General features: G+C 66.3%; 21 protein-coding genes and 1 tRNA gene. 8 read left to right on the forward strand and 14 right to left on the reverse strand.

The features are described 5' to 3' along the window. Window positions 1-292: 292 nt before the first annotated feature. Window positions 293-538, reverse strand: a complete 246-nt coding sequence (locus J2X65_RS25230; RefSeq protein WP_310207743.1) for a hypothetical protein — start codon at window positions 536-538, stop codon at window positions 293-295. Between the two features lie 157 nt (window positions 539-695). On the opposite strand from J2X65_RS25230, the gene J2X65_RS25235 reads away from it, so the two are divergent. Further along, window positions 696-3680, forward strand: a complete 2985-nt coding sequence (locus tag J2X65_RS25235; protein ID WP_310207746.1) for an outer membrane beta-barrel protein — start codon at window positions 696-698, stop codon at window positions 3678-3680. A gap of 375 nt (window positions 3681-4055) precedes the next feature. Here the strand turns inward: J2X65_RS25235 and J2X65_RS25240 are convergent, their stop codons facing one another. The 9 genes from J2X65_RS25240 to fdnG form a co-directional block, all read right to left on the reverse strand. Continuing rightward, window positions 4056-4499 carry a DMT family transporter gene (locus J2X65_RS25240; RefSeq protein WP_310207750.1) on the reverse strand — a complete coding sequence of 148 codons (444 nt, stop codon included), beginning with the start codon at window positions 4497-4499 and terminating at the stop codon, window positions 4056-4058. Window positions 4500-5662: 1163 nt separating this feature from the next. Next, on the reverse strand, window positions 5663-6223 hold the full coding sequence (locus J2X65_RS25245) for a hypothetical protein (protein WP_310207752.1): 561 nt from the start codon (window positions 6221-6223) through the stop codon (window positions 5663-5665). A gap of 213 nt (window positions 6224-6436) precedes the next feature. Beyond that, window positions 6437-6532 (reverse strand) — tRNA-Sec (locus J2X65_RS25250). Beyond that, window positions 6511-8553: a selenocysteine-specific translation elongation factor gene (gene selB, locus J2X65_RS25255; RefSeq protein ID WP_310207756.1), complete on the reverse strand. Its 2043-nt coding sequence runs from the start codon at window positions 8551-8553 to the stop codon at window positions 6511-6513. Before selB ends, J2X65_RS25250 begins: the two co-directional genes overlap by 22 nt. Continuing rightward, the gene (gene selA / locus J2X65_RS25260; RefSeq protein WP_310207759.1) at window positions 8550-9968 is read right to left on the reverse strand and encodes an L-seryl-tRNA(Sec) selenium transferase; all 1419 of its coding nucleotides are present in this window, start codon (window positions 9966-9968) and stop codon (window positions 8550-8552) included. The genes selB and selA overlap by 4 nt, the downstream gene beginning before the upstream one ends. A gap of 11 nt (window positions 9969-9979) precedes the next feature. After that, the gene (fdhE, locus tag J2X65_RS25265; protein WP_310207762.1) at window positions 9980-10894 is read right to left on the reverse strand and encodes a formate dehydrogenase accessory protein FdhE; all 915 of its coding nucleotides are present in this window, start codon (window positions 10892-10894) and stop codon (window positions 9980-9982) included. A gap of 341 nt (window positions 10895-11235) precedes the next feature. Then, window positions 11236-11964, reverse strand: coding sequence for a formate dehydrogenase subunit gamma (locus tag J2X65_RS25270; RefSeq protein ID WP_310207767.1), 729 nt, complete (start codon window positions 11962-11964; stop codon window positions 11236-11238). Then, window positions 11961-12950 (reverse strand): formate dehydrogenase subunit beta, encoded by a 990-nt coding sequence (fdxH, locus tag J2X65_RS25275; RefSeq protein WP_310207771.1) that lies wholly within the window; start codon window positions 12948-12950, stop codon window positions 11961-11963. Before fdxH ends, J2X65_RS25270 begins: the two co-directional genes overlap by 4 nt. A 12-nt stretch (window positions 12951-12962) precedes the next feature. Beyond that, entirely contained in the window at window positions 12963-16049 is a 3087-nt protein-coding gene (fdnG, locus tag J2X65_RS25280) for a formate dehydrogenase-N subunit alpha (protein WP_310207774.1), read from the reverse strand. 252 nt (window positions 16050-16301) lie between these two features. Here fdnG and J2X65_RS25285 point away from each other — a divergent pair, with 252 nt between their 5' ends. From J2X65_RS25285 to selD, 3 genes are all read left to right on the forward strand, one after another. Then, window positions 16302-16937, forward strand: coding sequence for a TlpA disulfide reductase family protein (locus tag J2X65_RS25285; protein WP_310207776.1), 636 nt, complete (start codon window positions 16302-16304; stop codon window positions 16935-16937). Next, a complete protein-coding gene (locus J2X65_RS25290; RefSeq protein WP_310207779.1) occupies window positions 16934-18076 on the forward strand; it encodes a transglutaminase domain-containing protein in 1143 nt (380 codons plus the stop codon). The genes J2X65_RS25285 and J2X65_RS25290 overlap by 4 nt, the downstream gene beginning before the upstream one ends. A 320-nt stretch (window positions 18077-18396) precedes the next feature. Beyond that, on the forward strand, window positions 18397-19458 hold the full coding sequence (gene selD, locus J2X65_RS25295) for a selenide, water dikinase SelD (RefSeq protein WP_310207782.1): 1062 nt from the start codon (window positions 18397-18399) through the stop codon (window positions 19456-19458). On the opposite strand, the gene J2X65_RS25300 is transcribed toward selD, so the two are convergent. Then, window positions 19395-19814, reverse strand: a complete 420-nt coding sequence (locus J2X65_RS25300; RefSeq protein ID WP_310207785.1) for a helix-turn-helix domain-containing protein — start codon at window positions 19812-19814, stop codon at window positions 19395-19397. The two genes, selD and J2X65_RS25300, sit on opposite strands and share 64 nt — an antisense overlap. Window positions 19815-19974: 160 nt before the next feature. Here J2X65_RS25300 and J2X65_RS25305 point away from each other — a divergent pair, with 160 nt between their 5' ends. Together J2X65_RS25305 and J2X65_RS25310 are read left to right on the forward strand one after the other, a co-directional pair. Next, a complete protein-coding gene (locus tag J2X65_RS25305) occupies window positions 19975-20829 on the forward strand; it encodes an SDR family oxidoreductase (protein WP_310207789.1) in 855 nt (284 codons plus the stop codon). 180 nt (window positions 20830-21009) lie between these two features. Then, window positions 21010-21519: a cupin domain-containing protein gene (locus J2X65_RS25310; protein ID WP_310207791.1), complete on the forward strand. Its 510-nt coding sequence runs from the start codon at window positions 21010-21012 to the stop codon at window positions 21517-21519. On the opposite strand, the gene J2X65_RS25315 is transcribed toward J2X65_RS25310, so the two are convergent. Further along, window positions 21509-22408: a LysR family transcriptional regulator gene (locus J2X65_RS25315; RefSeq protein ID WP_310207794.1), complete on the reverse strand. Its 900-nt coding sequence runs from the start codon at window positions 22406-22408 to the stop codon at window positions 21509-21511. The two genes, J2X65_RS25310 and J2X65_RS25315, sit on opposite strands and share 11 nt — an antisense overlap. Window positions 22409-22549: 141 nt before the next feature. Between J2X65_RS25315 and J2X65_RS25320 the strand changes: the two genes are divergently transcribed. Beyond that, window positions 22550-23737, forward strand: a complete 1188-nt coding sequence (locus tag J2X65_RS25320; RefSeq protein ID WP_310207797.1) for an MFS transporter — start codon at window positions 22550-22552, stop codon at window positions 23735-23737. Between the two features lie 152 nt (window positions 23738-23889). After that, a complete protein-coding gene (locus tag J2X65_RS25325) occupies window positions 23890-24507 on the forward strand; it encodes a TetR/AcrR family transcriptional regulator (RefSeq protein WP_310207802.1) in 618 nt (205 codons plus the stop codon). A 49-nt stretch (window positions 24508-24556) separates the two neighbouring features. On the opposite strand, the gene J2X65_RS25330 is transcribed toward J2X65_RS25325, so the two are convergent. Together J2X65_RS25330 and J2X65_RS25335 are read right to left on the reverse strand one after the other, a co-directional pair. Continuing rightward, complete coding sequence (locus J2X65_RS25330; RefSeq protein ID WP_310207805.1) at window positions 24557-25837, reverse strand: TRAP transporter large permease; 1281 nt, start codon at window positions 25835-25837, stop codon at window positions 24557-24559. Further along, window positions 25837-26355, reverse strand: coding sequence for a TRAP transporter small permease (locus J2X65_RS25335; protein ID WP_310207808.1), 519 nt, complete (start codon window positions 26353-26355; stop codon window positions 25837-25839). The genes J2X65_RS25330 and J2X65_RS25335 overlap by 1 nt, the downstream gene beginning before the upstream one ends. Window positions 26356-26367: the final 12 nt, after the last annotated feature.

Raw genomic sequence — 26367 nt, forward strand, 5'->3', positions numbered from 1 at the left:
TCCGCCCACAAATCATCCGGAAGCAGCTTCTTCACCATGAAGCCAAACTCAAGCCGACATGGTTAACAAACGGTTTTGTTAGGCGCTCTAAGCCGTCGCGGAGTTTCTTGAGCGCGGCGCGCGCAACTTCGGGAGGATGGCCTCTATTCTCCAACGTGGTCGCATGGGCGATGATCCGGGTGACGATGTCCGTCGACGTCGTTTGCGAGTTCGTTAGAGCCACTCCTGCTATGTCCGACAAAGTTTAGAATTAGCGTAATCTATACGCGGTCGATAGGTGCGGGTCGATGCGTCAGCTTAGTGACCTTCGCAACGCCCACACGATCTTCTCAAGGTCGTTGTACCCCGCAGCGACGATGGTGCCGCCCGGCACCTCAATATAGTTGGCGCGGAAGCCGATCTTGACGGTATCGCCCCTCTTCTTCTCCGCACCGGGTGTATCTTGGAGGTCGACCAGCCTGACCACATCCGCATGGGCATCCGGAGGATTGTCCGGAGCCACGACCCATTTGTCTCCACCTCGATTTACCTTCGCCAACGAGCTCTCCCGCGCGAGCGGAATTAATGGAGGACGTCGGCTTTCAAGCAACACCTCCCGCCGATTTTGACCCTACGCCCAGTTCGATCAGGACATCGCAGGCACGATAACCCTATGCTCGGAAAGACGAATCGCCGACGTGTAGGGGAAGTTTCGCGTGTCAGGGTGCTTCAAGTTCTGGTTGTCGGCTGCGGTCGTAACGCTCATCGCTTCCAGCGCCGGCGCATCCGAGCTTCCGGCACCGGCGGCTACCGCTGCATCGCCCGCGGCCTCATGGACCGGCCTCTATCTCGGCGTCCATGGCGGCATGGGGCAGACCTCCACCGAGTGGGAACGCGGGGCCTTCGGACCCTATGCGCGCATCTACCAGAATGCCACCGCTGATGCGGATGCCGGTGTCGCGCTGGTCGGCGGCCAGCTCGGCTATAATCAACAGTTCGGCAACCTCGTGCTCGGTGCCGAACTCGACGTGACCGCCGGCCAGCTCCATTCGGCGACCCGGTGCCTCGACTACTGGCTACTAAGGTGCCAGGCCGATACCGATGTGATGGGGACGCTCACCGGCCGCCTCGGCTATGCCTTCGGCAATGTGCTTGCCTATGGCAAGGCTGGTCTCGCACTCGCCGATGTCGACCTGACCATCCCGTTTCCCGCCATGCCGGGCGGGCTGGCCAGTTCGTCGACAATGACCGGCTGGACGGTAGGGGCAGGGCTCGAATTCGCGGTGACCCCCTCGATCTCTGCCAAGGTCGAGTACGACTACATGGACTTCGGGTCCCGGACCATGTCGTTTGAGACCGAATACGGTCCCGGCTATGCCGATCTGGATCAGACCGCGCAGGTGGTGAAGCTCGGTATCAACTGGCGCCCGGATGCGGCACCGCTTCCTGGTATCGCCGCGCAACCGGTTTCCCAGACCCATGACTGGTCCGGCCTTTATGTCGGCGCGCATGGCGGCGGCGCTTGGGTCCGTGAGGACTGGACCTCCGCCGCCGGGGAGATGGCAGCCTACTCCCAGGGCGGCATCTTCGAGGGCGACGCCAGTGCCCAGGGGCTGTTCGGCGGCGGCCAGGTCGGCTTCAACTTGCAGGGTGGCAACTGGGTGGCCGGCATCGAGGCGTCCATCAGCGCCGCCGACATCGAAGGTTCGACGAAGTGCGCCACCAACGCGAGGCGCACAGGCAGTTTCCGCTGCATGGACGACATCTCGTCCTTCGGACTGTTGACCGGCCGTTTCGGCTACGGCACCGGCAACGTACTGGTGTATGGCAAGGGCGGCGCCGCCTGGGCGGACGCCGACAGCACCGTACAGCCGACACTCTCCACATCAAGCAGCCACGGCTCGGATACCCGCTGGGGCTGGATGCTGGGCGCTGGCGTCGAATATGCGCTCGACAACCGGCTGTCCGCTTTTGTCGAGTACAACCACATCGATTTCGGCACCAGCGAGCTCTCGTTCACCGGTAGCGCCGGCACCTCGACCGCCAGCCTCGACCAGTCCATCGATGCGGTGCGGCTCGGCCTCAACTACCGGCTGGGCGGCGCAGATGGCGCCCCAACCCGTTCCGCCGCGGCTGGCAGCGTAGGGATGCCGCCGGTCGGCTGGAGCGCCGAGATCGGTGCCCGCTATTTCCTCAGCACCGGCCGCATGCAGAAGGACCTCTATAACGAGGCGCCGACACCGGATCGAGTGGTCTCCCGCCTCATCTATGCCGACACCACCGGGCAGGCCGGCGAGACCTTCTTCCGGTTCGACAATGATGGCGGTCTGTTCGTGAAGGGCTTCGCCGGTCTCGGCGCACTAACCGGCGGCCAGCTGAACGACGAGGACTTCCCGGCCGGTCCGGTCTATTCCAACACCATCTCGTCGCTCGACAATGGCAACTTGTCCTATGGCGCGGTCGATGTCGGCTACGATCTTTTGGATACTCGCCGGGGTAGCCTCGGCGTCTTCGTCGGTTATCGCGCTCTGTACCAGAAGGTGAACGGCTATGGCTGTGCGCAGGTGGCACAGTCGACGGTTTGCGATGACGATGCAGTGGCCGACACGCCGGCGACCGCCAGCAGTCTCGGCCTGTCCGAGACCGAGCTTTGGCAGGGCGTGGCGCTGGGCATGAACAGCCGGCTGCGGCTTTCCGACCGCGTCACGCTCGATCTCGACGCTGCCTATCTGCCCTATGTGACGCGCTCGGGGTACGACAATCACTGGTTTCGCACCGACATCAACCCGATGCCGGAAACCGGCGACGGCTGGGGGACTCAGATCGAGGCGGTGCTCACCTATGCGGTGAACGATCGCTTCGACATCGGCATCGGCGGCCGCTACTGGTATTTTGCCACCGATAGCGGACTGGCGCGCTTCCCCACCCAGATGGAACCGCAGTCGCTTACCTTCTACAGCGAGCGCTACGGCGCCTTCCTGCAGGCGTCCTACCGCTTCGGCGACGATCGCCCGCCGCTCGAGCCGACGGATCTGCCGGTCAAGGCGGCCGAGCCGAAGATGAACTGGACCGGCCTCTATGTCGGCGGCACACTCGGCGCCGGCCGCGGCGAGACCAGCTACAATTCGCCCTTCGCCACGCCGGTCTCTGGCGACGCCGCCGCTCTCGGCGGTGCGCTGGCGGGCGGACAGATCGGCTTCGACTACCAATACGGCGACGTGGTGCTCGGTGCCGAGTTCGCCGGCTCCTGGGTCGACATCATCGGCACCGACACCTGCTATTCCACGGCGCCCGCCGGGTCGCTCTCCGGCTTTAACTGCGGTAGCCGCGTCACCGGGCTGATGAGCGCCACCGCACGCCTCGGCTACGCCTTCGATCGCTCGCTCCTCTACCTGCGTGGCGGCTACGCCTGGGACCGCCAGACCGACACCTTCAACAACTACAACTTCGTCGGCGCCATTTTGGAGAACGGTAGCACCAATGGCGGTTGGACGCTCGGCGGAGGCATCGAATATGCGCTGATGCCCAATCTATCGGTCGGGCTGGAATATCGGCACTACGCCTTCGACGGTTCGTCGGCGTTCTACACCAGCGCCCCGGCGTCGCTACTGAATGTGAACCTGGCGCCGGCCAGCACGAATCTCGACACAGTTGCCATGACATTGAACTGGCGCTTTGGAGCCCTGCCGGCCGCACGCTAACTGAGGCTCGGGCTCATTCTCATAGCCGGAAGAGCACGTAGCGAGGGCTATGGCGGGCAGGAAGACAGTCAGGCCATGACAATCTCACGCTCGCCGTCCACTGGCATCCGCACGATCGGCGCCGGATAGTCGGGATAGATGCCTGGCTGCGGCGTCGGGTTCCCAACGCCGTTGCTCAGCGTGCCGACGAGGTCCGTGATCGCTGCAAAGTTCGATTGTGGCTGGAGAGGTCACACATGAACCGATGGTGCTGCGCTCGCTATAGCTATTGCCCGTGCGCATGTCGCTCAGCCACGTTTCTATCCGCCTCCCCAAACTGGCAATTTACGGCAGATCCCCATTTGGGCGGACCAGTGATCTACGTGGGGCAGCGCCCTAAGACCTCTGAATCAGAAACACCCCAGCGACAAGCAAGGCTGCGCCAGCCAGGCGAGGCAGAGACACCGATTGCTGCGGCAGTCCAAGTATGCCGAAGTGGTCGAATGCCAGTGATCCGACCATCTGGCCGACGACTATGAGCGCCAAGGTGGTGGCTGCGCCGACGCGTGGCACAGCAAATATCACAGCCAGGATGAACATCGCGCCGAACAAGCCGCCCGACCAGGACCACCAGGACGTTCGGTTGATGGCAGCGGCGGACGGCATCGAACTACCCGTCATCAACAACACGGCGACCATTGCGAGTGAGCCAACCGCATAGCTCACAAACCCCGCCCAATAAGGGGAGCCGAGATCCGCTCGCAGATTTGCGTTGAGCACCTGCTGGAATGCAACGGCGATGCCCGCGGCGACCACGACGACATAGAGAATCAGGTTCATGCCGTGATCATATCGCGAGGCATGCGCGGTGATTGTCGATTTCCGGAACTGCAATGGCAAGCCGCCGCTAGGTGCGGGACGTCCCCCCTGCACCAGCCTTGTTCCCCTTGTTCCCCAAGCCCCTCCGAGTTGGGGAACAACCGGGGGACGTCGCAAGCCATTGATTTTTCTAGTCTCTGCGGCCTGTTCCCCTTGTTCCCCACCGTTCCCCTCAAAATGAATATAGGCGAGAATGAAATGAGGGGAATTTTGCCCAGCGCAGGGGTGGGCGGGCATCTAAAGTAGGTGGAAGTAGATGGTAGGTGATCCTAGAACGGCGCGCGGTGAGGTCTCGTCACGGGCCGGCAAGCCTGTCTCGCCGAGCTAGCCCGGCGCTGAACCCGCCCCGGCGTGGTGCAGTGCTGCGCCAAAGATCCAAGTCGAAGCTGAAAAGCTCCAATGCAGCTAACGTCTCACCTCACCTCTCCAAATGTATGATCACGGTGACCATGCTTTTGGCCGGTAGGGATCAGGGTGGAGAGTTTTGTCAGGCCCTAAAGCCCCACCCCATCTCCTGACAGAGCAACCAGGGTCTCGGCTTGAGAGTACCCCTTTTTGAAGCAGGCGTAGTGCCCCGGTCGGTGGGCGTGTCAACAAATGTGAACATCCGAGGGCGTGGAGCCCCTGGAAAGCGTGCCGAGGAAGCGGGGACGACGGTAGCGCGTGTCCAGCAAGGGCTGTGGCACATGGCCCTGATCGTGATCCGCAATCAATGATTCAAAGCCCAAAGGCGCAGGCGCGTCGCAGCTTGATTTAAAATCAAAAATTCAATTCAGAAAGCTGTAATCGGTATCCAGATATATATCCTACGGCTCGCTGCGCCGAAATCAAATGAGCGATATGTTAAGTGACACCAAGCACTTAATTAGATGCCATCTTGAAAATAATCAAAATTAATCAAAATAGGCGCGCTCGGCCGCTTTGAACCCAGATGACCCGCAGGCCCATTTGGTCGATCGCCACCGATGAAGGTGCCCTTCTTCAAACGGGGTGGGTAAAATGCGAAATCGTAGAATTCGCAGTTGCTTACTGATCGAGTACGGGCTCCGAAGCGCAGGATCAGCGCGCCCCAGGCGCGCCGTAACAATCTCTATACGGCGCTTAGTTGCCACGCGCGGGAACCGCTAGGTCCGCTTCATTGCCTTTGTGGTAGGCTTTCGCTTCTTGGGTTGTCGGACCCGCGCCGGTGCATGCGGCAAGGGCGGCAACTGCTCCAGCAATCGCGCCAGATAGCTTCCACCGCTCTCGCGCCAACGCTCTTCCCTTTGCAGTATGTACTGCTCAATTGCATGATCGAGATCACTCCGGCGCTGAGAAGCGCGGCCGCGAGCGAATCCATCCGTTGCGATGGTCTCCGCTGCCAGTCGGAGAGCACACTTCAGCAGCCAGGGGAGTTCGTCGTCCCACTTATTGGGAGTGTCGGGCAGTAGCCGGCTGTTCGCGGTCCGAAGGCCAGCATTCATGGTGGCATAGAGGCGCACTTTGATGGATTCGGGGGTGAGGTGCTCATAAAGGTCCCGAACCGCAGTGCCCACGCGGTATGCATTCTCCGACCCGCGGGCGACGCCGCGGAGGATTTCGACGGCGAGACGCTCCAGCGCTTGGGCAGCCATCTCCTCTGCCCATTCCACATCCTTATCGTCCTTGTCGCCACCGCCACCGTCGATCACCCGCAAGTCGACCATTACACCCTCCGATTTCACGGGAGCGTAGGGCTCAGCTTGCTAGGTCGTCGAGTTCGGCGGAAGCGTCCCACCAGATCCCGGTTTATCCCGCTTTATCCCGCCAAAATTCCTCGGTGTTTGCCCGAAGCGCCGTCGCGTGTTGGGGTGATAGTTGGGGTGATACCTGAAGTCAGAACTTTTACCTAATTAAATCATGAACTTAATGACAAGCAATGGCGGAAGAGAGTGGGAGTCGAACCCACCAAGGACCGGCGCGCGGCCCCTTCTGGTTTTGAAGACCAGCTACCTCACCGGAGATAACTCTCTTCCCCATTGGCCTCCCGGGCGGAGGCCGAAACACCTTCCCCGTCATCCACCGGAGGGGCAAGAAGCGCGGCCGGCGGCTCGTCGACGACGCCGAACAGGTCGAGCCGGTGCCGGTTGATCCGGCGCAGGTCGCCGCGCCGGAGCGTCACCCCGTGACGGTCGAAGAATTCCAGGATCTGGATCGCCACCTTGCGGCCGACCGCGTGCTCGCCATGCTCGATGCGGTCGCGAAAGGCGGCGGCGCTGAACTCCCCGTCCGAAGCCAGAGCTCTGGCGTGACCGACCATAACCGATACGACCGGGCGGAGGAAGAAGTGGTCATGCGCCACCTCGTCGATTTTCCCCAGCCGCGACAGCAGCTTGAACAATCGGCGGATATTGGCTTCCGGCTCGCCGAGCCGGCCGGCAATGTCGCGCACCCGTGGCGGGCGGAAGCGCTCGGGACCGGCGAGCATCGGCGCGATGGCGTCCCACAACAATTCGTCGCCGCGGGTGAGCCGCACCTCATGGCCGGCGAGCCGCACCCACCCACCCTCGACCGCCAGCACGCCATCCGCCGCGAGACAAGCGAGCGCGACCTGGAAGGCCGGCTTGGGCAGCCGCACGCCAAGCTCCATGCGCAACTTCTCGACGCCGATGCCGGCAAGGTCGGGATTGGCGGCGTGGTAGGCCGCGAGCGCCGCGTCGATCTCCGCGCGCAGCGCCGTCCAGCGCGCGGCGGAGAGGGCGAGCGTGGTGCCCCCGGCGGCGAGCGTCGCCAGCTTCAGCTCGGCCGCCAGCCCCGTCGGCGCATCGGCGGCAAGCGCACGATCGCGGGCAAAGGCCTCGAGGTCGAGATAATAAGGCGGCAGCTCGACCAGACGGGCGAGCGCGGTGGCGGGATCGGCCAGGCGACCCGCCGCGAGTTGCGCCAGCCGTTCCGGCGTGCGGCGCTTGCGGGCGGGAGCGCGCAGATCGATGAAGCGGCCGCCGCCGATGGTGCGCTGGGCCGAGGTATCGCGCAGCACGAAGCGGTCGCGCACCGCCGCCGCGATGGGACGCTCCAGCACCAGCTGCACCAGTCCCTCAGCCCCGGGCACCAGCGCTTCGGCGTCGAGCGGCACCACGCGGGCGCCGACCTCCACCGCGCCGTGATGCAGCCGCGCCGGGAACCAGGTGCCGAGCGGCTTCGGCTCCGAGCCGAGCACGCGGAGCGAGGCGTCGATGCGATCGGTCGGCGCGTGCAGCGAGGGGTCCAGCACCACATCGCCGCGCGAGATCGCCGGCGCGGTGACGCCCTCGCCCGAGAGGTTCAGCGCGCAGCGGTCGCCGGCGACGCCGCGCTCGGCCGGGCGGTTCTGCGCATGGATCGAGCGCACCCGTGCCGGCAGGCCGGTGGGGCTCACCGTCACCCGGTCGCCCACCGCCACGGCGCCGGACACCACCGTGCCGGTCACCACCGTGCCGGCGCCGGACAGCGCGAAGGAGCGGTCGACCGACAGGCGGAAGCGGGCGCCGAACTCCGCGCGCCGCCTTCCCGCCGAAAAGCTGGCCGCCGCAGCAATGAGGGCGGCGCGCAGTTCGGCAACCCCTTCGCCGGTCTGGGCGGAGACCGGCAGGATCGGCGCGCCATCGAGTGCAGTGCCGCTCAGCTCCGCGACGATCCCGGCCGACACCGCAGCGCGGCGGGCCTCGTCGGCGAGGTCGGCCTTGGTGAGCGCCACCAGCCCGTGCGAAACGCCGAGCAGATCGAGAATGGCGAGGTGTTCGCGGGTCTGCGGCATCACCCCGTCATCGGCGGCGACCACCAGCAGCGCGAAATCGATGCCGCTGGCCCCGGCCAGCATGGTGTGGATGAAGCGCTCATGGCCGGGTACGTCGATGAAGCCGAGAATGCCCGCCGGCGTCGGCAGATAGGCGAAGCCGAGGTCGATGGAGATGCCGCGCGCCTTCTCCTCCTTCAGCCGGTCGGTGTCGACGCCGGTGAGCGCGCCGATCAGCGCGGTCTTGCCATGGTCGATATGGCCGGCGGTGCCGATAATCATGCCGGCAACGGGGCCGGCGGCAGGCCGGCGAGGCTGTCGAGCAGGCCGCGGGGATCTTCCAGGCAGCGCAGATCGAGCAGCAGCGCGCCCTCGGCAATGCGGCCGACCACCGGCCGCTCCAGTCGGCGCAGCGCGCTCGCCAGACCCGCCAGCGCCCGGCCGGAACCGTCGACAGGGCGCAGGGCGAGGCCGGCGCTTGGCAGCGTCTCCTGCGGCAGCGCGCCGGAGCCGATCTGGCTCGCGCAATCCACCACCGCCACGGCATAGCCGTCACCCAGCAGGGTGGCGACCGGCATGGCCAGCGCCTCGGCCAGCGCGCGGATTTCCTCCATCGGCCGCGCCAGCAGGCGCAGCGTCGGCAGGCGGTCCTTCAGCGTGTCGGGATCGCGGTAGAGCCTGAGCGTCGCCGCCAGCGCCGCGAGGCGGATCTTGTCGACCCGCAGCGCCCGCTTCATCGGGTTGCGGTTGAGGGCGGCGATCAGATCGGCACGGCCGACGATGAAGCCGGTCTGCGGCCCGCCGAGCAGCTTGTCGCCGGAGAAGGTGACGATGTCGGCGCCTTCCGCCACGCAGTCGCGCACCGTGGGCTCGCGGCCGATGCCGAGGCGGGCGAGATCGGCCAGCGTGCCGGAGCCGAGATCATGCACCAGCGGCACGCCATGGGCGCGGGCGATGGCCGACAGCTCGCGCGCGCCGACCTCCTTGGTGAAGCCCTCGATGCGGTAGTTGGAGGTGTGCACCTTGAGAATCAGGCCGGTGTCGGCGTCGAGCGCGCCGAGATAGTCCTTCGCATGGGTGCGGTTGGTGGTGCCGACCTCGACGAGGCGGACGCCGGCGCGGGCCATGATGTCCGGCATGCGGAAGGCGCCGCCGATCTCGATCAGCTCGCCGCGCGAGACGATGGCGCCCTTGCCCGCCCCGAGCGTGTTCAACACCAGCAGCACGGCGGCGGCGTTGTTGTTGACGACGGTGGCGTCCTCGGCGCCGGTCAGCTCGGTCAGCATGTCGCGAACATGGTCGTCGCGCTCGCCGCGGGTGCCGGTGTCGAGATCATATTCCAGCGCCACTGCCGAGCGCATGGCGGCGCTCGCCGCCTCCACCGCGGCCTCCGCCAGCACGGCGCGGCCGAGATTGGTGTGCAGCACCGTGCCGGTGAGATTGAACACCGGGCGCAGCGAGCCGCGGGAGCCGAGTTCGAGCTGCTCGGCCGCCGCCAGCGCCACATGGTCGGGTGTCGGCATCGCGGCGAGCTGGCCCGCGAGCACACAGGCGCGCACCTCCTCGATCGCAGCACGGATCGCGACGGTGAGCGGGACGCGGCCGAAGCGCTCGGCAGCCTCGAGCGCGGCCTCGGACTTCAGTACCTGGTCGACCGAGGGCAGGTCGCGCAGGGACGGGCGGGCATCCGCATCCATGGGAACCTCCGTCAGTAGCCGATCAGGAACGGGTTGTAGGCGGCGCGCCGATAGGGACCCTCGCGCATCAATATGTCGAGCGGCAGCGAGCCGATATCGTCGGCCACCGCCTCCATCGACGGATCCTTGTGCTGGTGCAGTACCTTCACATAGGTGCGGCATTCGTCGCAGGTCTCGGCCTTCACCGTGCCGGGACCGCCTTCCACCTCCTGATAGCCGATTCCCTTGGTGGAGCCGCAGGACACGCATTTGATGCGCACATAGTTCCACAGGGTGGCGCAGAGCTCGCAGGCGCAGAAGCGGTTGCCATGCGCATTCGGCCATTCGACGATCAGCGAGGCCACCGGCGGCCCGCCGCAGGCCGGGCACACCGCCGTCTCGCTGACCGGTCTCAGCGCCTTGGGATCGAGCGTGGCGGCGAGCCGGGTGGCGAACACCTCCAGCCCGGCGGCGAGGAAAGCATGCTCGGCAAGCGCCTCCATCGGAATGGCGTGGGCGAGCACATTGCCGGCGATCTCGGCGCGCTGCCCGGCATCCGCCTGCCGCAGGCGCGACAGCGCGGCGGCCGCCGGCTCCGGCATCGGCCGCTTGGCCATCGCGTCGAACAGCATATCCAGCGTGGGAGAGAAGGCGGGGTCGGCGGCCAGCACCGAACGGTCCAGCGGCGGCATGCCGAACTCTGTCGCGCGGGCGACCTGCTCGGCCGGGATCGGGGCGGGAGCCGGCGCCAACGCCACCGTCTCGGCCTGAGCATCGACGATGCCGGCGACGAAATCGAGATAGGGCTTCATCGGGCTCACCGCCGCATAGGCGCGCAGACGCCTGGCGCGGATCGGAAACAGCGACGACGGGTCGGGAACTACCGCGAAAGGGGGCGTCGAGACGGCGCCGATGACGGTGGGATCGGGCTGGATATCGGTGGACATAGGTTTCCTCACGAACCGCACGGGCCACGTGGTGACGCAACGCTCGGGCACATTAACGCATGAACCGCAGAATCGCTCGGCGCCTCATTCCAGGCACGAAATGCGACGGCGCCGAGGCCTGGTCTCTGTTTTTCTCTCCCCTGCCGAACTCGGCTGTTCCCGAGTTCGGTTCCGCAAGATCGACGCCGGAAACATCCGGCTTCGACGGAGAAGCGGACCGCAAGGCGGGTCGGTGAGGGGCCATGTGACGGGGTATGCGCCGAAGACACCTCACCCTCTCTCCCCGACAGGAGAAGAGAGAAGGGAGCTTGTCGCGCTCCGCCCACAGGCTGGCTCGCCGCTCACTCAGCCGGCGTGCCGGTGCCCCTCCTGGCCGGCTTGTGCACCAGTTCGCGCAGCCATTTGCGGTGATGACGCCACGCCCAGCCGCCGGTTACGTTACCGCGCGTCATGGCGCTGAATGTGCCTTTGACCCAGATCGCCGCATAGACATGAACGATCCACACGCAGATGGCGAAGATCGCCGTCGCCGAATGCACGAGAATGGCGATGCGCTTCTGCTCGATGGTGGTGAACGGGTAGAAATACTGGTCCCACATCACGATGCCGGAGGTGATCAGCACCAGGATGAGGGCCGACATCGACCAGAACACGAATTTCTGGCCGGCATTGTACTTGCCGACTTCCGGCATCTTCTCCTCGCGGCCGGCCAGCAGGTCGCTCGAATGCGCCAGCCATTCCGCATCGACGCGCTTCGGCAGGTTGGCGCGCCAGAAGCGCAGGAACAGCCCGGAGAACGAGACGAACAGAACGACGCCGATCCAGGGATGCAGGATGCGCGTCATCTGGCCGCCGCCGAACAGGCCGGTGAGGAAGAACAGCTTCGGCGTGAACAGCGCCAGCCCGGACAAGGCCAGCAGCACCAGGCTGATGGCGGTGATCCAGTGATTGATGCGCGCGCCGACGGTGTAGCGGTCGACCGTCACCGGCCGGCCGGGATGCACCGCATCGCCCGGCTGGACGTCATCGGCAGGCTCGGCAATCGGGGCCTGCGGGTCGCGAACCGTCATGACCGCCTCCCCTCCAGCGGTGCCGGACCGGCCGGTGGCGGAACCGCGGTGCCGCCGGCGAGCCTCTCGGCGTTCTCCTCGTCTTCCTCGGTCACCTTGTTGGGGCCGGCGACGAGGTAGTGCAGCACGCCCGCCGCCGCCGCGACCCCCATCAGCGCCATGCCCATATATTTGGTGATGCCCTTCCAGGTCTCGACGATCGGCGAGATGCGCGGATTGTCCGGCAGGCCGGCATAGATCGACGGCTGGTCGGCATGGTGCAGCACATACATCACATGGGTGCCGCCTACGCCCTGCGGGTCATAGAGCCCGGCATTCTCGAAGCCACGCGACTTCAGGTCCTTGATGCGGAAATCCGCCCAGCCCTTCATCTCCTCCTTAGTGCCGAACACGATGGCCTGGGTCGGGCACGCCTTCTGGCAGGCCGGGCCCTGGCCGACCGCGACGCGGTCCGAGCACAGCGTGCACTTATAGGCGGTGTGGTCGACCTTGGAGATGCGCGGGATGTCGAACGGGCAGCCCTTGATGCAATAGCCGCAGCCGATACAGTTCTCGTGCTGGAAATCGACGATGCCGTTGGAATACTGCACGATGGCGCCCGGCGAGGGGCAGGCCTTCAGGCAGCCCGGATCCTCGCAATGCATGCAGCCATCCTTGCGGATGAGCCATTCGAGATTCTCGGTCTCGGGGTTCACCCACTCGGTGAAGCGCATCAGCGTGAAGGAGTTCTCGGTCAGGTCCATGGGGTTTTCGTAGACCCCGTGGTTGACGCCGATTTCCTCGGTGAGCTGGTTCCATTCCAGGCACGCGGCCTGGCAGGCCTTGCAGCCGATGCACTTGGTCACGTCGATCAGCTTGGCGACCTCGGTGAGCCGCGTCGCCGGCGGCTCCACCGTGGAAGCCGAGCGGCGCATGATGTCCTTCTCGCCGAAGCGCGGGGTCGCCGCGGCCGGGTCGACGGACGGGTTGGGAATTGGTGGGAACATCGCGCCGCCTCCCTACGCCACCGGCCCGGTCGAGGGCTCGATGTTGACCATGAACGCCTTGAACTCCGGCGTCTCGATATTGGCGTCGCCGACGAAGGGCGTGAGCACGTTCGCCGGGAAGCCCTTGCGGGCGGCGCCGACAAAGCCCCAGTGAATCGGCACGCCGACGACATGCACCGTCTTGCCGTCGATCGTCATCGGCTTGATGCGCTTGGTGACCACCGCGATGGCGAGGAGCTCGCCGCGCTTCGACCACACCCGCACCCAGCCGCCCTTGACGATGCGCTTCTCCTTCGCGAGCTCCTCCGAAATCTCCACGAACTGCTGCGGCTGCAGCACCGCGTTCACGTGGTTGTTCTTGGTCCAGTAGTGGAAATGCTCGGTCAGGCGGTAGGAGGTGCCGGCATAGGGGAAGTTGGGATCGCCGATGTCGGCGAACTGCTTCCAGTCGTCGGCGAACACGCGCGCCACCGGATTGCCGCGCACCTTGGGTGCGATCACGTTGGCGACCGGGCTTTCGAACGGCTCGTAATGCACCGGGAACGGCCCGTCGCGCATCATCTTGCGCACGAACAGGCGTCCCGTGCCTTCCGGATTCATGATGAACGGGCCGACATCCTGCGGCTTGGCGGTCGGCGCGATGTCCGGCACGTCGTAGCCGGTCCATTTCGAGCCGTCCCACTCGATCAGCTTACGCGAGGGGTCCCACGGCTTGCCGTCGAGGTCGCAGGAGGCGCGATTATAGAGGATGCGCCGGTTCGCCGGCCAGGCGAAGGTCCATTTCAGATAGGCGCCGGTCTCGTCCGGATCGGAATTGTCCCGGCGCGCCATCATGTTGCCGGCCTCGGTGAAGCTGCCGGAGAAGATCCAGCAGCCGCCCGCCGTGGTGCCGTCGTCGCGATACTGGCCGAAACCGGCGAGCTGCTTGCCGGCCTCCAGGATCTTCTTGGTCGGGTCAGCTGGATCGAACACGTCGACCAGCGCCGAGCCGTTCATCTCCTTGGCGAGTTCCTCCGGCGTCGGCTCGCCCGGATCCTTGTAGGCCCAGTTGAGGTTGAGGATCGGATCGGGGAAGGCGCCGCCCTCCTTGCGATACAGCTCCTTCAGCCGCAGATGGATCTGCGCCATGATCCAGGCGTCGTGCTTGGCCTCGCCCGGAGGCGAGCCGCCCGGCCAGTGCCACTGCAGCCAACGGCCGGAATTGACCAGCGAGCCCTCGTCCTCCGCGAAGCAGGTGGTGGGCAGCTGGATGACTTCCGTCTTGATCGAGGCCGGATCGGCCTTGTTGTAGATGCCGTGGTCCTCCCAGAAGCGGGCCGTCTCGGTCTGGAGAGGGTCCATGATCACGAGCAGCTTGAGCTTGGAGAGACCCTCGGCGAGCTTCGCCTTGTTGGGGAAGGCCTGCAGCGGATTGAACCCCTGGCAGAAATAGAGGTTCACCTCGCCCTTCTTCATCCGCTCGAACATCCGCAGGATGTCGTAGTTCGGCACGTCGAGCTTGGGCAGGTAGTCATAGGCCCAGTCGTTCTGCGCCGTCGCGGCGCCGCCATACATCGACTTCATGAAGCTGACGAAGAACTTCTTGTAGTTCTGCCAGTAGCTCATCTGGTTCGGCCGCAGCGGCTTGAAACCGCGCGTCGACATGTAGGCGTTGAAGTCCGGCTCCTTGTCGGTCGGCAGGTTGAGATAGCCGGGCATGGCGTTCGACAGCAGCCCGATATCGGTCAGCCCCTGGATGTTGGAGTGGCCGCGCAGCGCGTTCATGCCACCGCCGCGCACCCCGATATTGCCGAGGATGAGCTGCAGCATCGCCATGCCGCGAATGTTCTGCGCGCCCTTGGAATGCTGGGTCCAGCCGAGCGCGTACATCGAGGTCATGGTCTTGGTCGGCGAGGAGCACTCGCCGATCATCTGCGCGATGTGCAGGAACTTCTCCTTCGGCGTGCCGCAGATGCGCTCGACCATCTCCGGCGTATAGATGGAGACGTGCTGCTTGAGCAGGCTCCACACGCAGCGCGGGTGCTGCAGCGTCTCGTCGATGAGCGCATAGCCGTCCGGCCCGATCTCGTATTCCCACGAGTCGCGGTTGTAGTCGCGCTTCCCCTCGTCATAGCCGGTGAACAGGCCGTCCTGATAGGCGAAGCCTTCCTTCACGATGAAGGACGCGTTGGTGAACGCCTTGGTGTAGGCCCACTGCACCTTGTCGTTCTGGATGCACCAGTTGATCAGGCCCAGCAGGAAGGCGATGTCCGACCCCTGGCGGATCGGCGCGTAATAATCCGCGACCGACGCCGAGCGGTTGAAGCGCGGGTCGATGACGATCAGCTTGGCGCCACGGTTGGCTTTCGCCTCGGTGACCCATTTGAATCCGCACGGATGCGCTTCGGCGGCATTGCCGCCCATGATGACGACGAGATCGGTATTGCGGATGTCGGTCCAGGAATTCGTCATTGCACCGCGGCCGAATGTTGGGGCGAGACTCGCCACCGTCGGGCCGTGTCAGACGCGTGCCTGGTTGTCGAATGCCAGCATCCCGGTCGAGCGCACCACTTTGTAGGTGGCGAACGCGGTTTCGTTGGTGGTGGCCGACGCCGCCAGGAAGCCGGTGGTCAGCCAGCGGTTGACGGTGACGCCGTCCTTGTTCTTCGCAATGAAGTTGGCGTCGCGGTCGTCCTTCATGGCGCGGGCGATCCTATCGAGCGCCGCATCCCAGGAGATCGGCTCGAACTTGTCGGAACCCGGCTTGCGCACCATCGGCTGGGTGAGGCGCGTCTCGGACTTGACGATGTTCAGGAGCGCCGCGCCCTTCGGGCACAACGTGCCGCGATTGGTCGGATGATCGGCGTCGCCCTCGATATGAACGATGTCGGCCTTCTCGCCCTTCCGCAGGTCGCCCTTGGAAAAGATGATGATGCCGCAGGCGACCGAGCAATAGGTGCAGGTGTTGCGCGCTTCCACGGTGTTCGCCAGGTGGAACGGCTTGACGTGGGCAGCCACCGCTGCCTCCGCCTCGCCGAAGCCGAAGGCCCCGAGCGTGGTACCCGCTAGTCCCGCACCCGACGTGCGCAAAAATGCGCGACGCGAGAGCTCCATATTCATGTGCTGTTCTCCCGGCTTGACGGTGCCGCGACCATCCCCACGCATGGCGCGATAGGGCGGTTTAATCAGCCAACGCTATTTTTTACCTACTCCAATGTCAAATCACCTAAAGTCGAGGGAGCGGGAAAAAGACTGCGTTTACAGGCGCTTCCGTCGTGCGATTTCGCAATCGCACTGCTGCGGCGCACAATCCGGCCACTCCCCACGGGCAGGCGATTGACGGGGAAGCCCGACTGTCGGCAGGATTGTAGCGTGCTCGACAGTTCGGCTCCCGCGTGTCGGGGCTCCACGTCACCTCTGCTGCCGTTCCTGCTGATTGCCCTTGCGTCATTTTCCCTCGACGCGGGTTCGCTCTTGCACGCCGAGACGACGCTGGTGCCCGGCGCCCAGCCCCCGCCGCTGGCGCTCGCCTCGCTGGATCACGGTCCGCAGCGTCTTGATGCACTGCACGGTCGGCCGGTCATCGTTCACTTCTTTGCGACGTGGTGTGAGCCGTGTCGCGAGGAGATGGCGGGGCTGCGCCGGCTTGCTGGACGCTTTGCCGGAATGCCGGCGGAGAACCGGCCGGCGATTCTCGCCATCGATGTCGGCGAGCCGGTCACCCGCATCCGTCGCTTCCTCGCGCGCGACATCGCCGGCGGACCGCTGCCATTCCCGATCCTGATCGACGAGGACCGCGCCGCCATGAAGGCATGGAAGGTGGCGTTCCTGCCGACCAGCCACGTGCTCGGCGCCGATCACACGCTGCGCTTTTCCGCCACCGGCCCGGTCGACTGGGACGACGCACGCATCCCGGCCGCCCTCGACAGCCTGCTCGCCACGGCGACGCCGGCCGTGGCCTTCACCCTGCCCGCCCTGCCTGACAACTCCGGGAGCCCACAACAATGACAAACCGTCGCGACCTGCTGAAAGCCGGCGCCGCCATCGCGGCCGCCACCGCCCTTCCCTATTCCGCCTTCGCGCAGGCGGGCGCCACTCCGGCCGCCGCTCCGAGCGGCGTGACCTTCGCGCCCAAGCCGGGCAGCTGGCGCAACTTCGAAGCGGTGACGACGCTCGAGATCGCGCCGATCGAAGGCAGGTCCGGCCCGGCCCAGGCCTGGGTGCCGCTGCCCTCCTATACCGCCGCCGACTGGTTCAAGCCCGGCGAAAGTAGCTGGAAGACCAATGCCAAGACCGCCGAGGTGGTGAAGGACCCGCATTACGGCTCCGAGATGCTGCACCTTGCCTGGGCCGAGGGTGAGACCAACCCGCAGGTGGAGATCACCTCGAAGTTCTCCACCCGCGACCGCGCCACCGACTTCTCCACACCCGGCACCGCCACGCCATTGTCGCCGGAGGAGCGGGCGCTTTTCCTCAAGGCGACCGACCTCATCCCCACCGACGGCCTGGTGAAGGCGACCTCGGACAAGATCGTCGCCGGCAAGGCCACCGATATCGACAAGGCCCGCGCCATCTATGAATGGGTGGTCGACAACACCTACCGCAACGCCGCCACCCGCGGCTGCGGCACCGGCGACATCGCTTCGCTGCTGGCGAGCGGCAATCTCGGCGGCAAATGCGCCGACCTCAACGCGCTGTTCGTCGGGCTTTCCCGCGCCGCCGGCATTCCGGCGCGCGACCTCTACGGCATCCGCGTCGCGCCCTCGGCCTTCGGCTATAAAAGCCTCGGCGCCAACTCCCCGGTCATCTCCAAGGCGCAGCATTGCCGCGCCGAGGTGTGGCTGGAAGGCTTCGGCTGGGTCGGCGTCGATCCGGCCGACGTGCGCAAGGTGGTGCTGGAGGAGCCGCCGGGGAAGAACGCCCTCGACGATGCCAAGGTGGTCGCCGCGCGCAAGGCGCTGTTCGGCGCCTGGGAAGGCAACTGGCTCGCCTATAATGACGGCCACGACATCGCGCTGCCCGGCTCGAACGGGCCCAAGCTCGGCTTCCTGATGTATCCGCAGGCGGAAATTGCCAGCCTGCGCCAGGACTGCCTCGACCCGGACGCGTTCAAATACACCATCAAGGCGAGCGAGATCTCGGCCTGAGTGGAGCAGTCGGCGGAAGGGTCCCGCCCTCGCCTGCATATGTTGCGCAGCAGGACCCCTTCCGCTCGCAGATGCGTATCGCACTGAAGACATAAACGGGGCCGCCTTCTCCCTCTCCCCGCGGGGAGAGGGTCGGGGTGAGGGGTCTTCTCGAACTTCCAATGTCCTCCCCCCTCACCGACCCGCTTCCCGGGCCACCTCTCCCCACCGGGGAGAGGATGAGAACACGCCGATACCGGGGCACCGGGCGACCTCGAAAGTGGCGGGATGCCGCCGCCGTCCTGCCGATATGGACCGCCTGACATCAAGGACATCAGCCCATGCTCGACACCCCCGCCCCTTCCGCGCCGTTCCGCCTCACCAGCCTCGCCCATGGCGGCGGCTGCGGCTGCAAGCTCGCCCCCTCGGTGCTGCGCGAACTTCTGTCCGAGAAGGCGCCGGGCGGGCCGTTCGAAAAACTGCTGGTCGGCACCGAGACCGGCGACGACGCCGCCGTCTACCAGCTCGACGACGACACCTGCCTGATCGCCACCACCGACTTCTTCATGCCGATGGTCGACGATCCCTATGAGTTCGGCCGCATCGCCGCCACCAACGCCATTTCCGACGTCTACGCCATGGGCGGCAAGCCGCTGCTGGCGCTCGCCATCCTCGGCATGCCGCTCGGCAAGCTGCCGACGCCGATGGTGCGCGACATCCTGCGCGGCGGCCAGGCGATCGCGGCGGAGGCCGGCATACCCGTCGCCGGCGGCCATTCAATCGACAGCCCCGAGCCGATCTACGGTCTCGCGGTGATCGGCACCGCCCGGACGGAGAACATCCGCCGCAACAGCACCGCGCGGGCCGGCGACGTGCTGATCCTCACCAAGGCGCTCGGCGTCGGGCTCTATTCGGCGGCGTTCAAGAAACAGGCGCTCTCGCAGGCCGGCTATGCCGAGATGGTCGCCTCGATGACCACGCTCAACCGCATCGGCGCCGAACTCGGCAAGCGGACCCAGGTGCATGCGGTTACCGACGTCACCGGCTTCGGCATTCTCGGCCACGGGCTGGAGGTCGCACGGGGATCGGGTCTCACGCTCCATCTCGACGCCGACGCGCTGCCGGTGCTCACGGAGGCCGAGGCGCTGGCGCGGCAGGGCTTCGTCACCGGCGCCTCGCACCGCAACTGGGCGAGCTATGGCGAGGGCGTCACCCTTCCCGTGGATTTCCCGGATTGGCGGCGGCATCTGCTCACCGACCCGCAGACCTCCGGTGGCCTGCTGGCCGCGGTGGCGCCGGAGGCGGTCGAACCCCTCCTCGCCGAGATCCGCGCCGCCGGCTACCCGGCGGCGGCCATCGTCGGCCGGCTGGAAGCGGGTTCGCCCGGCATCGTGGTCGGCTGACGGCGTGCGCCGCGCACCGTTGTGTCGTTGGCCTTCACCCAGTCGATGAGGCCGCCGAGCGGTACCATCAGCGAACGGCCGAGATCGGTCAGCTCATAATCGACGCGCGGCGGCACGGTGGGGAACACCGTGCGCGAGATGAAGCCGTCGGTCTCCAGCGAGCGCAGCGTCTGGGTCAGCATGCGCTGAGAGATATCCGGGATCGAGCGGCGCAGTTCGGAAAACCGCCGCACGCCGGGGTCGAGCTCGGTCAGCACCAGCACGCTCCAGCGATCGCCGATGCGGTCGAGCAGCAGCCGCACCGGGCACGCATCACCGAGCGCCAGCCATTCCGCCTTCATCATTCCACCACCCATCACCTGCTCCCTTCGGCGCGCGCGACCCGCGCCCTTGGTTACTGCCGGCATACCGAGGCACGCAAAGATGCCTTCTTGCGCCTTTGATGCAGAAGCGCATGTTAGTCTCATTCCGTAACAAAGGACAGCCCTTCGGGCGTCCACGCAGGGATTTCGCATCATGATCGTCATCACCGCCGCCAGCGGCAAACTCGGCGCCGCGCTCGCCGACGCCTTCAAGGCCAAGGGCCTCGCCGGGCAGGTTCGCCTCGCCGTGCGCTCGCCGGCCAAGCTCGCCGCCCGCAAGGCCGAGGGTTTCGACGTGGCCGCCGCCGATTACGATGACCCGGCGAGCCTGAGAACCGCCTTCGCCGGCGCCGAGATTGCGGTGATCATCTCCGGGATGGGCACCAACGACATCCGCACGGCACAGCACCACAACGCCATCGAGGCGGCCAAGGCGGCCGGGGTGACGCGGATCGTCTACACCAGCGCCACCAACCCGGTGAGCACCAGCCGCTTCGACTGGGCAAAGGCGCATGAGGCCACGGAGGCCGAGCTGAAGGCCTCCGGCATCGCCTACACGATCCTGCGCGACAACAGCTATTTCGCCAATAACGACCCGCTGTTCGCCAACGCCAAGGCGAGCGGCGTACTCCCCTTCACCGGCATCGACGCCAAGGTCGCCTATGTATCGCATGAGGACGTGGCGGATTCGATCGTCGGCGCGGTGACCGGCTCCGGCCATGCCAACAGGACCTATGAAATTGCCGGCGGCGAGGCCTGGAGCGCGGTCGAGCTCGCCGCTCTTCTCTCCGAGCTGACCGGCAAGGAGATCAAGGCGCTCGACGTGCCGGTCGCCGCCTTCGAGGAACAGTTCCGCTCGATGGGCCTGCCGGAATGGGTGGCGACCGGGGTGGGCAGTTTCTATGCCGCGCTCGGCGCCGGCGAGTATGCCGCGACCTCGGAGGACGTGGGGCGGCTCGCCGGACGGCCCTCGACCAGCGCCCGCGCCTATCTGAAGGCGTTCGCGTAAGCGCTTGGTCGCAGCGGATGCTCCCTCTCCCCGTCGGGGAGAGGTTGGGGTGAGGGCGGACTAGGCTCTCCCCGATTGGCGAGGAAGGTTAAGAGGCGCCCCCACAGAGCCTCACGGCCGATATCGCTTGCGGTATGGCGAGCTTCAGGATGGGATGACCGGCATCACCCGGAGCCCCCCATGAGCTTCACCTTCCTGCATTCCCGTGCCGACGAAACGTCGATCGAGGTGCCGGCCATCGGCCTCACTTTGCGCGTGCCGCTGCCGCCCGCCATGAGCGGCGGCACGATGACTGCCATCGAGACCGTCAACGCGCCGGGCTTCGGCCCGCCGCTGCACCGCCACCACGAGACGGAAGTGTTCCGCGTATTGGAGGGCCGCTATCTCTTCGCCTGCGACGGCCGCCGCTTCGAGGCCGGCGCCGGCGACGTGGTGAGCATACCTGGCGGGGCGGCGCACACCTTCGTCAACATCACCGACAAGCCGGCGCGGCAGTTCATCCTGATCCTGCCCGGCCTCGACGCGGTGGCCTTCTTCACCGGTCTTGCCGAGGTGATGCATGAGGGCGTGCCGGACCAGACGCGGCTCGCCGCCTTCGGTGAAAAATGGGGCGTCGAGTTCCTCGGCCCGCCGCTCGCTGCGAATCGGCCCAGTCCTGATCGACCCAGCCCTGATCGGCTCAGCCCCTGATCCGCTCGGCGAGGAAGTCGACGAAAGCGCGGATGCGGGCGTCGAGATGGGCGTGCCCGACATAAACCGCGCTCATCTGCTCGATATCGCCGGCATTATAGTCCTCCAGCACCGGCACCAGCGTCCCCGCCTCGATGTCGGCGCGGATATGGAAGGCGCCGATGCGGGCGAGGCCCAACCCCTCCAGCGCCAGCCGGCGCAGCGTGGTCCCGCTATTGCCCTCGAAATTGCCGCCGACCGGACGGGTGAACGCGGCCCCGGTCTCCGGATCGCGGAACGGCCAGTCGTCGAGGCTGCGGCGGAAATTGAAGCGCAGGCAGTTGTGGCGGTCGAGCGCGTCCGGCGTCGCCGGCACGCCGTGGCGATCGAGATAGGCCGGCGCGGCGACGATCATCCGCCGGCTCTCCGACAGCCGCCGCGCTTTCAGCGACGAATCGCGCAGCGGCCCGATGCGGATGGCGAGATCGGTACGCTCGCCCAGCAGGTCGATGACGCTGTCGGTCAGCGACAGGTCGAGCGAGACCCGCGGATGACGTGCCAGGAACTGCGGAACCAGCGGCACCAGATAGTGCTCGCCGACCGCCACCGAGGCGGAAACGCGCAGCCGCCCGCGCGGCTCGGCGGCGGCCCCGCCCGCCACCTGCCGCTCGGCCTCCTCGATCTCGGCGAGGATGGCGCGGGCGCGCGCCACATAGGCCTCGCCCTCGGCGGTAAGCACCAGCGCCCGGGTCGAGCGCAGCAGCAGCCGCACCCCGAGCCGCGCCTCGATGCGGGCGGCGATTTTGCTGACCGCCGAGGGCGACAGCCGCAGCACCCGGCCGGCGGCCGAGAAGCTGCCGCGATCGGCCACCTCCACCAGCACCTGCATCTCGCCGGCGCGATTATCCATGACCCGCTCCCACTGATGAAACAGTTTCACAGATGCTGATCATCATCTTGGAATAAACACCAGGGAATAGGCACCCCATAGTTCCGGCAACGTCACCACCCCTTTGCGCGCCGCTTCGACGGATGCGCCCGGAGCCGTACCATGCCCATCGCCCTCTTCGCCCTCACCGTGGCGGCCTATGCCATCGGCACCACGGAATTCGTCATTGTCGGCCTGCTGCCGACCGTCGCCGCCGATCTGAACATCGACCTGCCGCTCGCCGGCCTCATCGTCAGCGTCTACGCGCTCGGCGTCACCTTCGGCGCGCCGGTGCTGACCGCGCTGACCGGCCGCGCACCACGCAAGCCGCTGCTGCTCGGCCTGATGGCGCTGTTCATCGCCGGCAATGCGGGAGCGGCGCTGAGCCCGGACTATGGCACGCTGCTGGTCGCGCGCGTGGTCTCGGCCTTTGCCCATGGCGTGTTCTTCTCGGTCGGCGCCACCATCGCCGCCGACCTCGTTGCCCCCAACCGCCGTGCCTCGGCCATCGCCATGATGTTCATGGGATTGACGGTGGCCATCGTCACCGGCGTGCCGCTCGGCACCTTCATCGGCCAGCATCTCGGCTGGCGCGCCACCTTCGCCGGCGTCGCGGTGCTCGGGGCGGTGGCCTTCCTCGCCATTGCCGTCCTGCTGCCCTCGCGGCTGTCGCGGCCGGAACCGGCGCGCTTGTCCGATCAGCTCAAGGTGCTGTCGAGCGGCCGCCTGCTCATCGTCTTCGCCATGACGGCGCTCGGCTATGGCGGCACCTTCGTCGCCTTCACCTATCTGGCGGCGATCCTCGAGAGCATCACCGGCTTCTCGGCCGGTTCGGTCAGCCTGATCCTGGTGCTGTACGGCGCCGCCATCGCCGCCGGCAACCTGATCGGCGGGCGTATCGCCGACCGCGACCCGGTCCGGGCGCTGACCGGGCTGTTCGCGGCGCAGGCGCTGGTGCTGGCGCTGTTCGGCCTTACCATGTCGATGCCGATCCTCGCATTGGCGACCCTGGTCGCGCTGGGATTCCTCTCCTTCGCCAATGTGCCGGGCCTGCAGATCTATGTCGTCGAGCTCGCCCGCCTGCACCGTCCCGGCGCGGTGGATGTCGCCTCGGCGCTGAACATCGCCGCCTTCAACCTCGGCATTGCCATCGGCGCCTGGATCGGCGGGCGCGTGGTCGCCTCGCCCTTCGGCCTGGAGGCAACGCCCTTCGTCGGCGCCGTGCTGGTGGCAATCGCCCTCGGCCTTACCATATGGAGTGGTGTGCTCGACCGGCGCGCCGCCGCTCCGGCCGCTGCGCAAGCGGCGTGACCTGACGGGCCGAAACGCCTCGATCGGGCCACGCGCCGACCGGATCAGCCGGCTACGCAGCTTCTCTGATTTGCATCATGAATAAAAAATGGTGTTTACAAGAGAGGGGCGGAGCCGGTGGGGTCGGTGGACCCGACGGAGGTGAACAGAAATTGCGCGTTACCCGTGAAAAGGTCGCCGAACATCGGCGCACGATCCTCGATACCGCCTCGCGGCTGTTTCGGGAGCGCGGCTTCGGCGATGTCGGGGTTGCCGAGATCATGCAGGCGAGCGGACTGACCCACGGCGCCTTCTACGGCCATTTCCGCTCCAAGGCGCATTTGGCCGAGGAGGCCTGCCGCGACGCCTTTCTGAAAAGCCGTGCCAAGTGGAACGAGGTTCCCAACCTGTGGTCGGTTATCGAGCGCTATGTCTCGATCCACCATCGCGACGAGCCTTCCAAGGGATGCCCGATGTCCGCTTTCGGCGCCGAGATCGCCCGGCAGCCGGAACATGTGCAGACCCAGTATGCCGACGGGCTGCGCCATCAACTGGGGCGTATCGCCGAACTGCTGCCCCCGGGCGGCACGCCGGAGGAACGCCATGCCGATTCGATCACCCTGATGGCCTCCATGGTCGGGGCAATCACCCTGGCACGCGGCCTGTCCTCGACCGACCCGGCGCTTTCCGAGGAAATCCTCGCCTCGGTGCGGGATTCGCTGCGCCGGCATGTGATCGAAGAGCATGGAGCGGGAGCCTCCTGCCATCGAACGGAAGAGGCCGCCGAATAGGCGGCCTCCAAGGCATCGTCTCGCCAGCGCCGCCTAAGGTGCCTCCCGCTCAGCGGAACATGGCCGGCAGCCAGAGCGACAGCGCCGGCACATAGGTGACCAGCATCAGCACCGCCACGCTCGCCCCGAAGAACGGCCAGATGGTGCGCATCGCCTCGCGGATCGAAATGCCGCCCACCGCGCAGCCGACGAACAGCACCGTTCCGACCGGTGGCGTGTTCAGCCCGATGCCGGCATTCAGGATCATCACCACACCGAAATGCACCGGATCGATGCCGAAGGCCTTCACCACCGGCAGCAGCACCGGCGTGCAGATGATGATCATCGGCGCCATGTCCATGAAGGTGCCGAGGAACAGGAGCACGACATTGATCAGCAGCAGCACCATGATCGGGTCTTCGGAGATCGACCGGATCAGCGCGATGGTCGACTGCTGCACCTGGAGATAGGCCATCAGCCAGCCGAACGAGGCGGCGGCTCCGATCACCAGCAGCACCATGGCGGTGGTGCGCACCGCGCCCAGCGTCGCCTCGACGAAGCCCGCCCAATCCAGCTCGCGATAGACTAGCACCGCCACCAGCAGGGCGTAGAGCACGGCGATGCAGGAACTCTCCGTCGCGGTGAACACGCCCGAGCGCACGCCGCCGAAGATGATGCCGATCAGCAGCAGGCCGGGCAGCGAGGACAGGAAGAAGAAGCCCAGCCGCGCGAAGCCGGGAAACGGCTCGGAAGGATAGCCGCGCCGCTTCGCCACCCACCAGGCGGTGACCATCAGCGCCAGCGCCAGCAGCAGGCCCGGCACCACCCCGGCGGTGAACAGGTCCGCCACCGAGACATTGCCGCCCGCCGCGATGGAATAGAGGATCATGTTGTGCGAGGGCGGGATCATCAGCGCGATGATCGCCGCGTTCACCGTGACATTGACGGCGTAGTCGCGATCATAGCCGCGCTTGGCCATTTGTGGGATCATCAGCCCGCCGACCGCCGACGCATCCGCCACCGCCGAGCCGGAAATGCCGCCGAACAGCGTCGAGGCGACGATGTTCACCTGCCCCAGCCCGCCGCGCAGATGGCCGACCAGGCCGGCGGCGAAGCGGATGAGCCGCACGGCAATGCCGCCGCGCACCATCAGGTCGCCGGCGAAGATGAAGAACGGGATCGCCATCATCGCGAAGACGTTGATGCCGGAATTCAGCTGCTGGAACACCACGATGGCCGGCAGGCCCATATAGAGCACGGTGGCCAGCGACGAGATGCCGAGGCAGAAGGCGATGGGGGTGCCGATCGCCATCAGCGCGACGAAGCTGCCGAACAGGACGAAATGCGCCATCACACCACCTCCGGTGTCGCGGTGTCGGCGACGATCTCGACGCCGAGCATGGTATCGACGAGGCGTTCGGCGGCGAACAGCGCGATGAGGATTCCGCCCAGCACCAGCGGGAAGAAGTCCACCCCGCCCGGCCAGCCCAGCACGGGAATGGTCGCCGTCCAGGTGCCGATGGCGAGCTTGGCGCCGTACCAGGCCATGGCGACGCCGAAGGCGGCCACTAGGGTCAGGCTCACCAGATCCATCGCCTTCTGCGCCCAGGACGGCGAGACATGGTGGACCAGGTCGAGCCCGAGATGCACGCTGTCGCGCACCCCGACGGCGGCGCCGAGCAGAATGAACCAGCTCATGAACTGCAGCGACAGCGGCTCGGCCCAATTGGGCGTGTCGTTCAGCATGTAGCGGCCGAACACCTGCCAGCCAACAACGCCGGTCATGAACACCAGCAGGGCGCCGGCGATCCACAGCGACACCCGGGACAGCAGTCCCAATACCCGGCGGAGGAGGAGAAGCGACGGCATGGTGCCTCCGGT

The sequence above is a fragment of the Ancylobacter sp. 3268 genome, assembly GCF_031456575.1.
Taxonomy (GTDB): Bacteria; Pseudomonadota; Alphaproteobacteria; order Rhizobiales; family Xanthobacteraceae; genus Ancylobacter.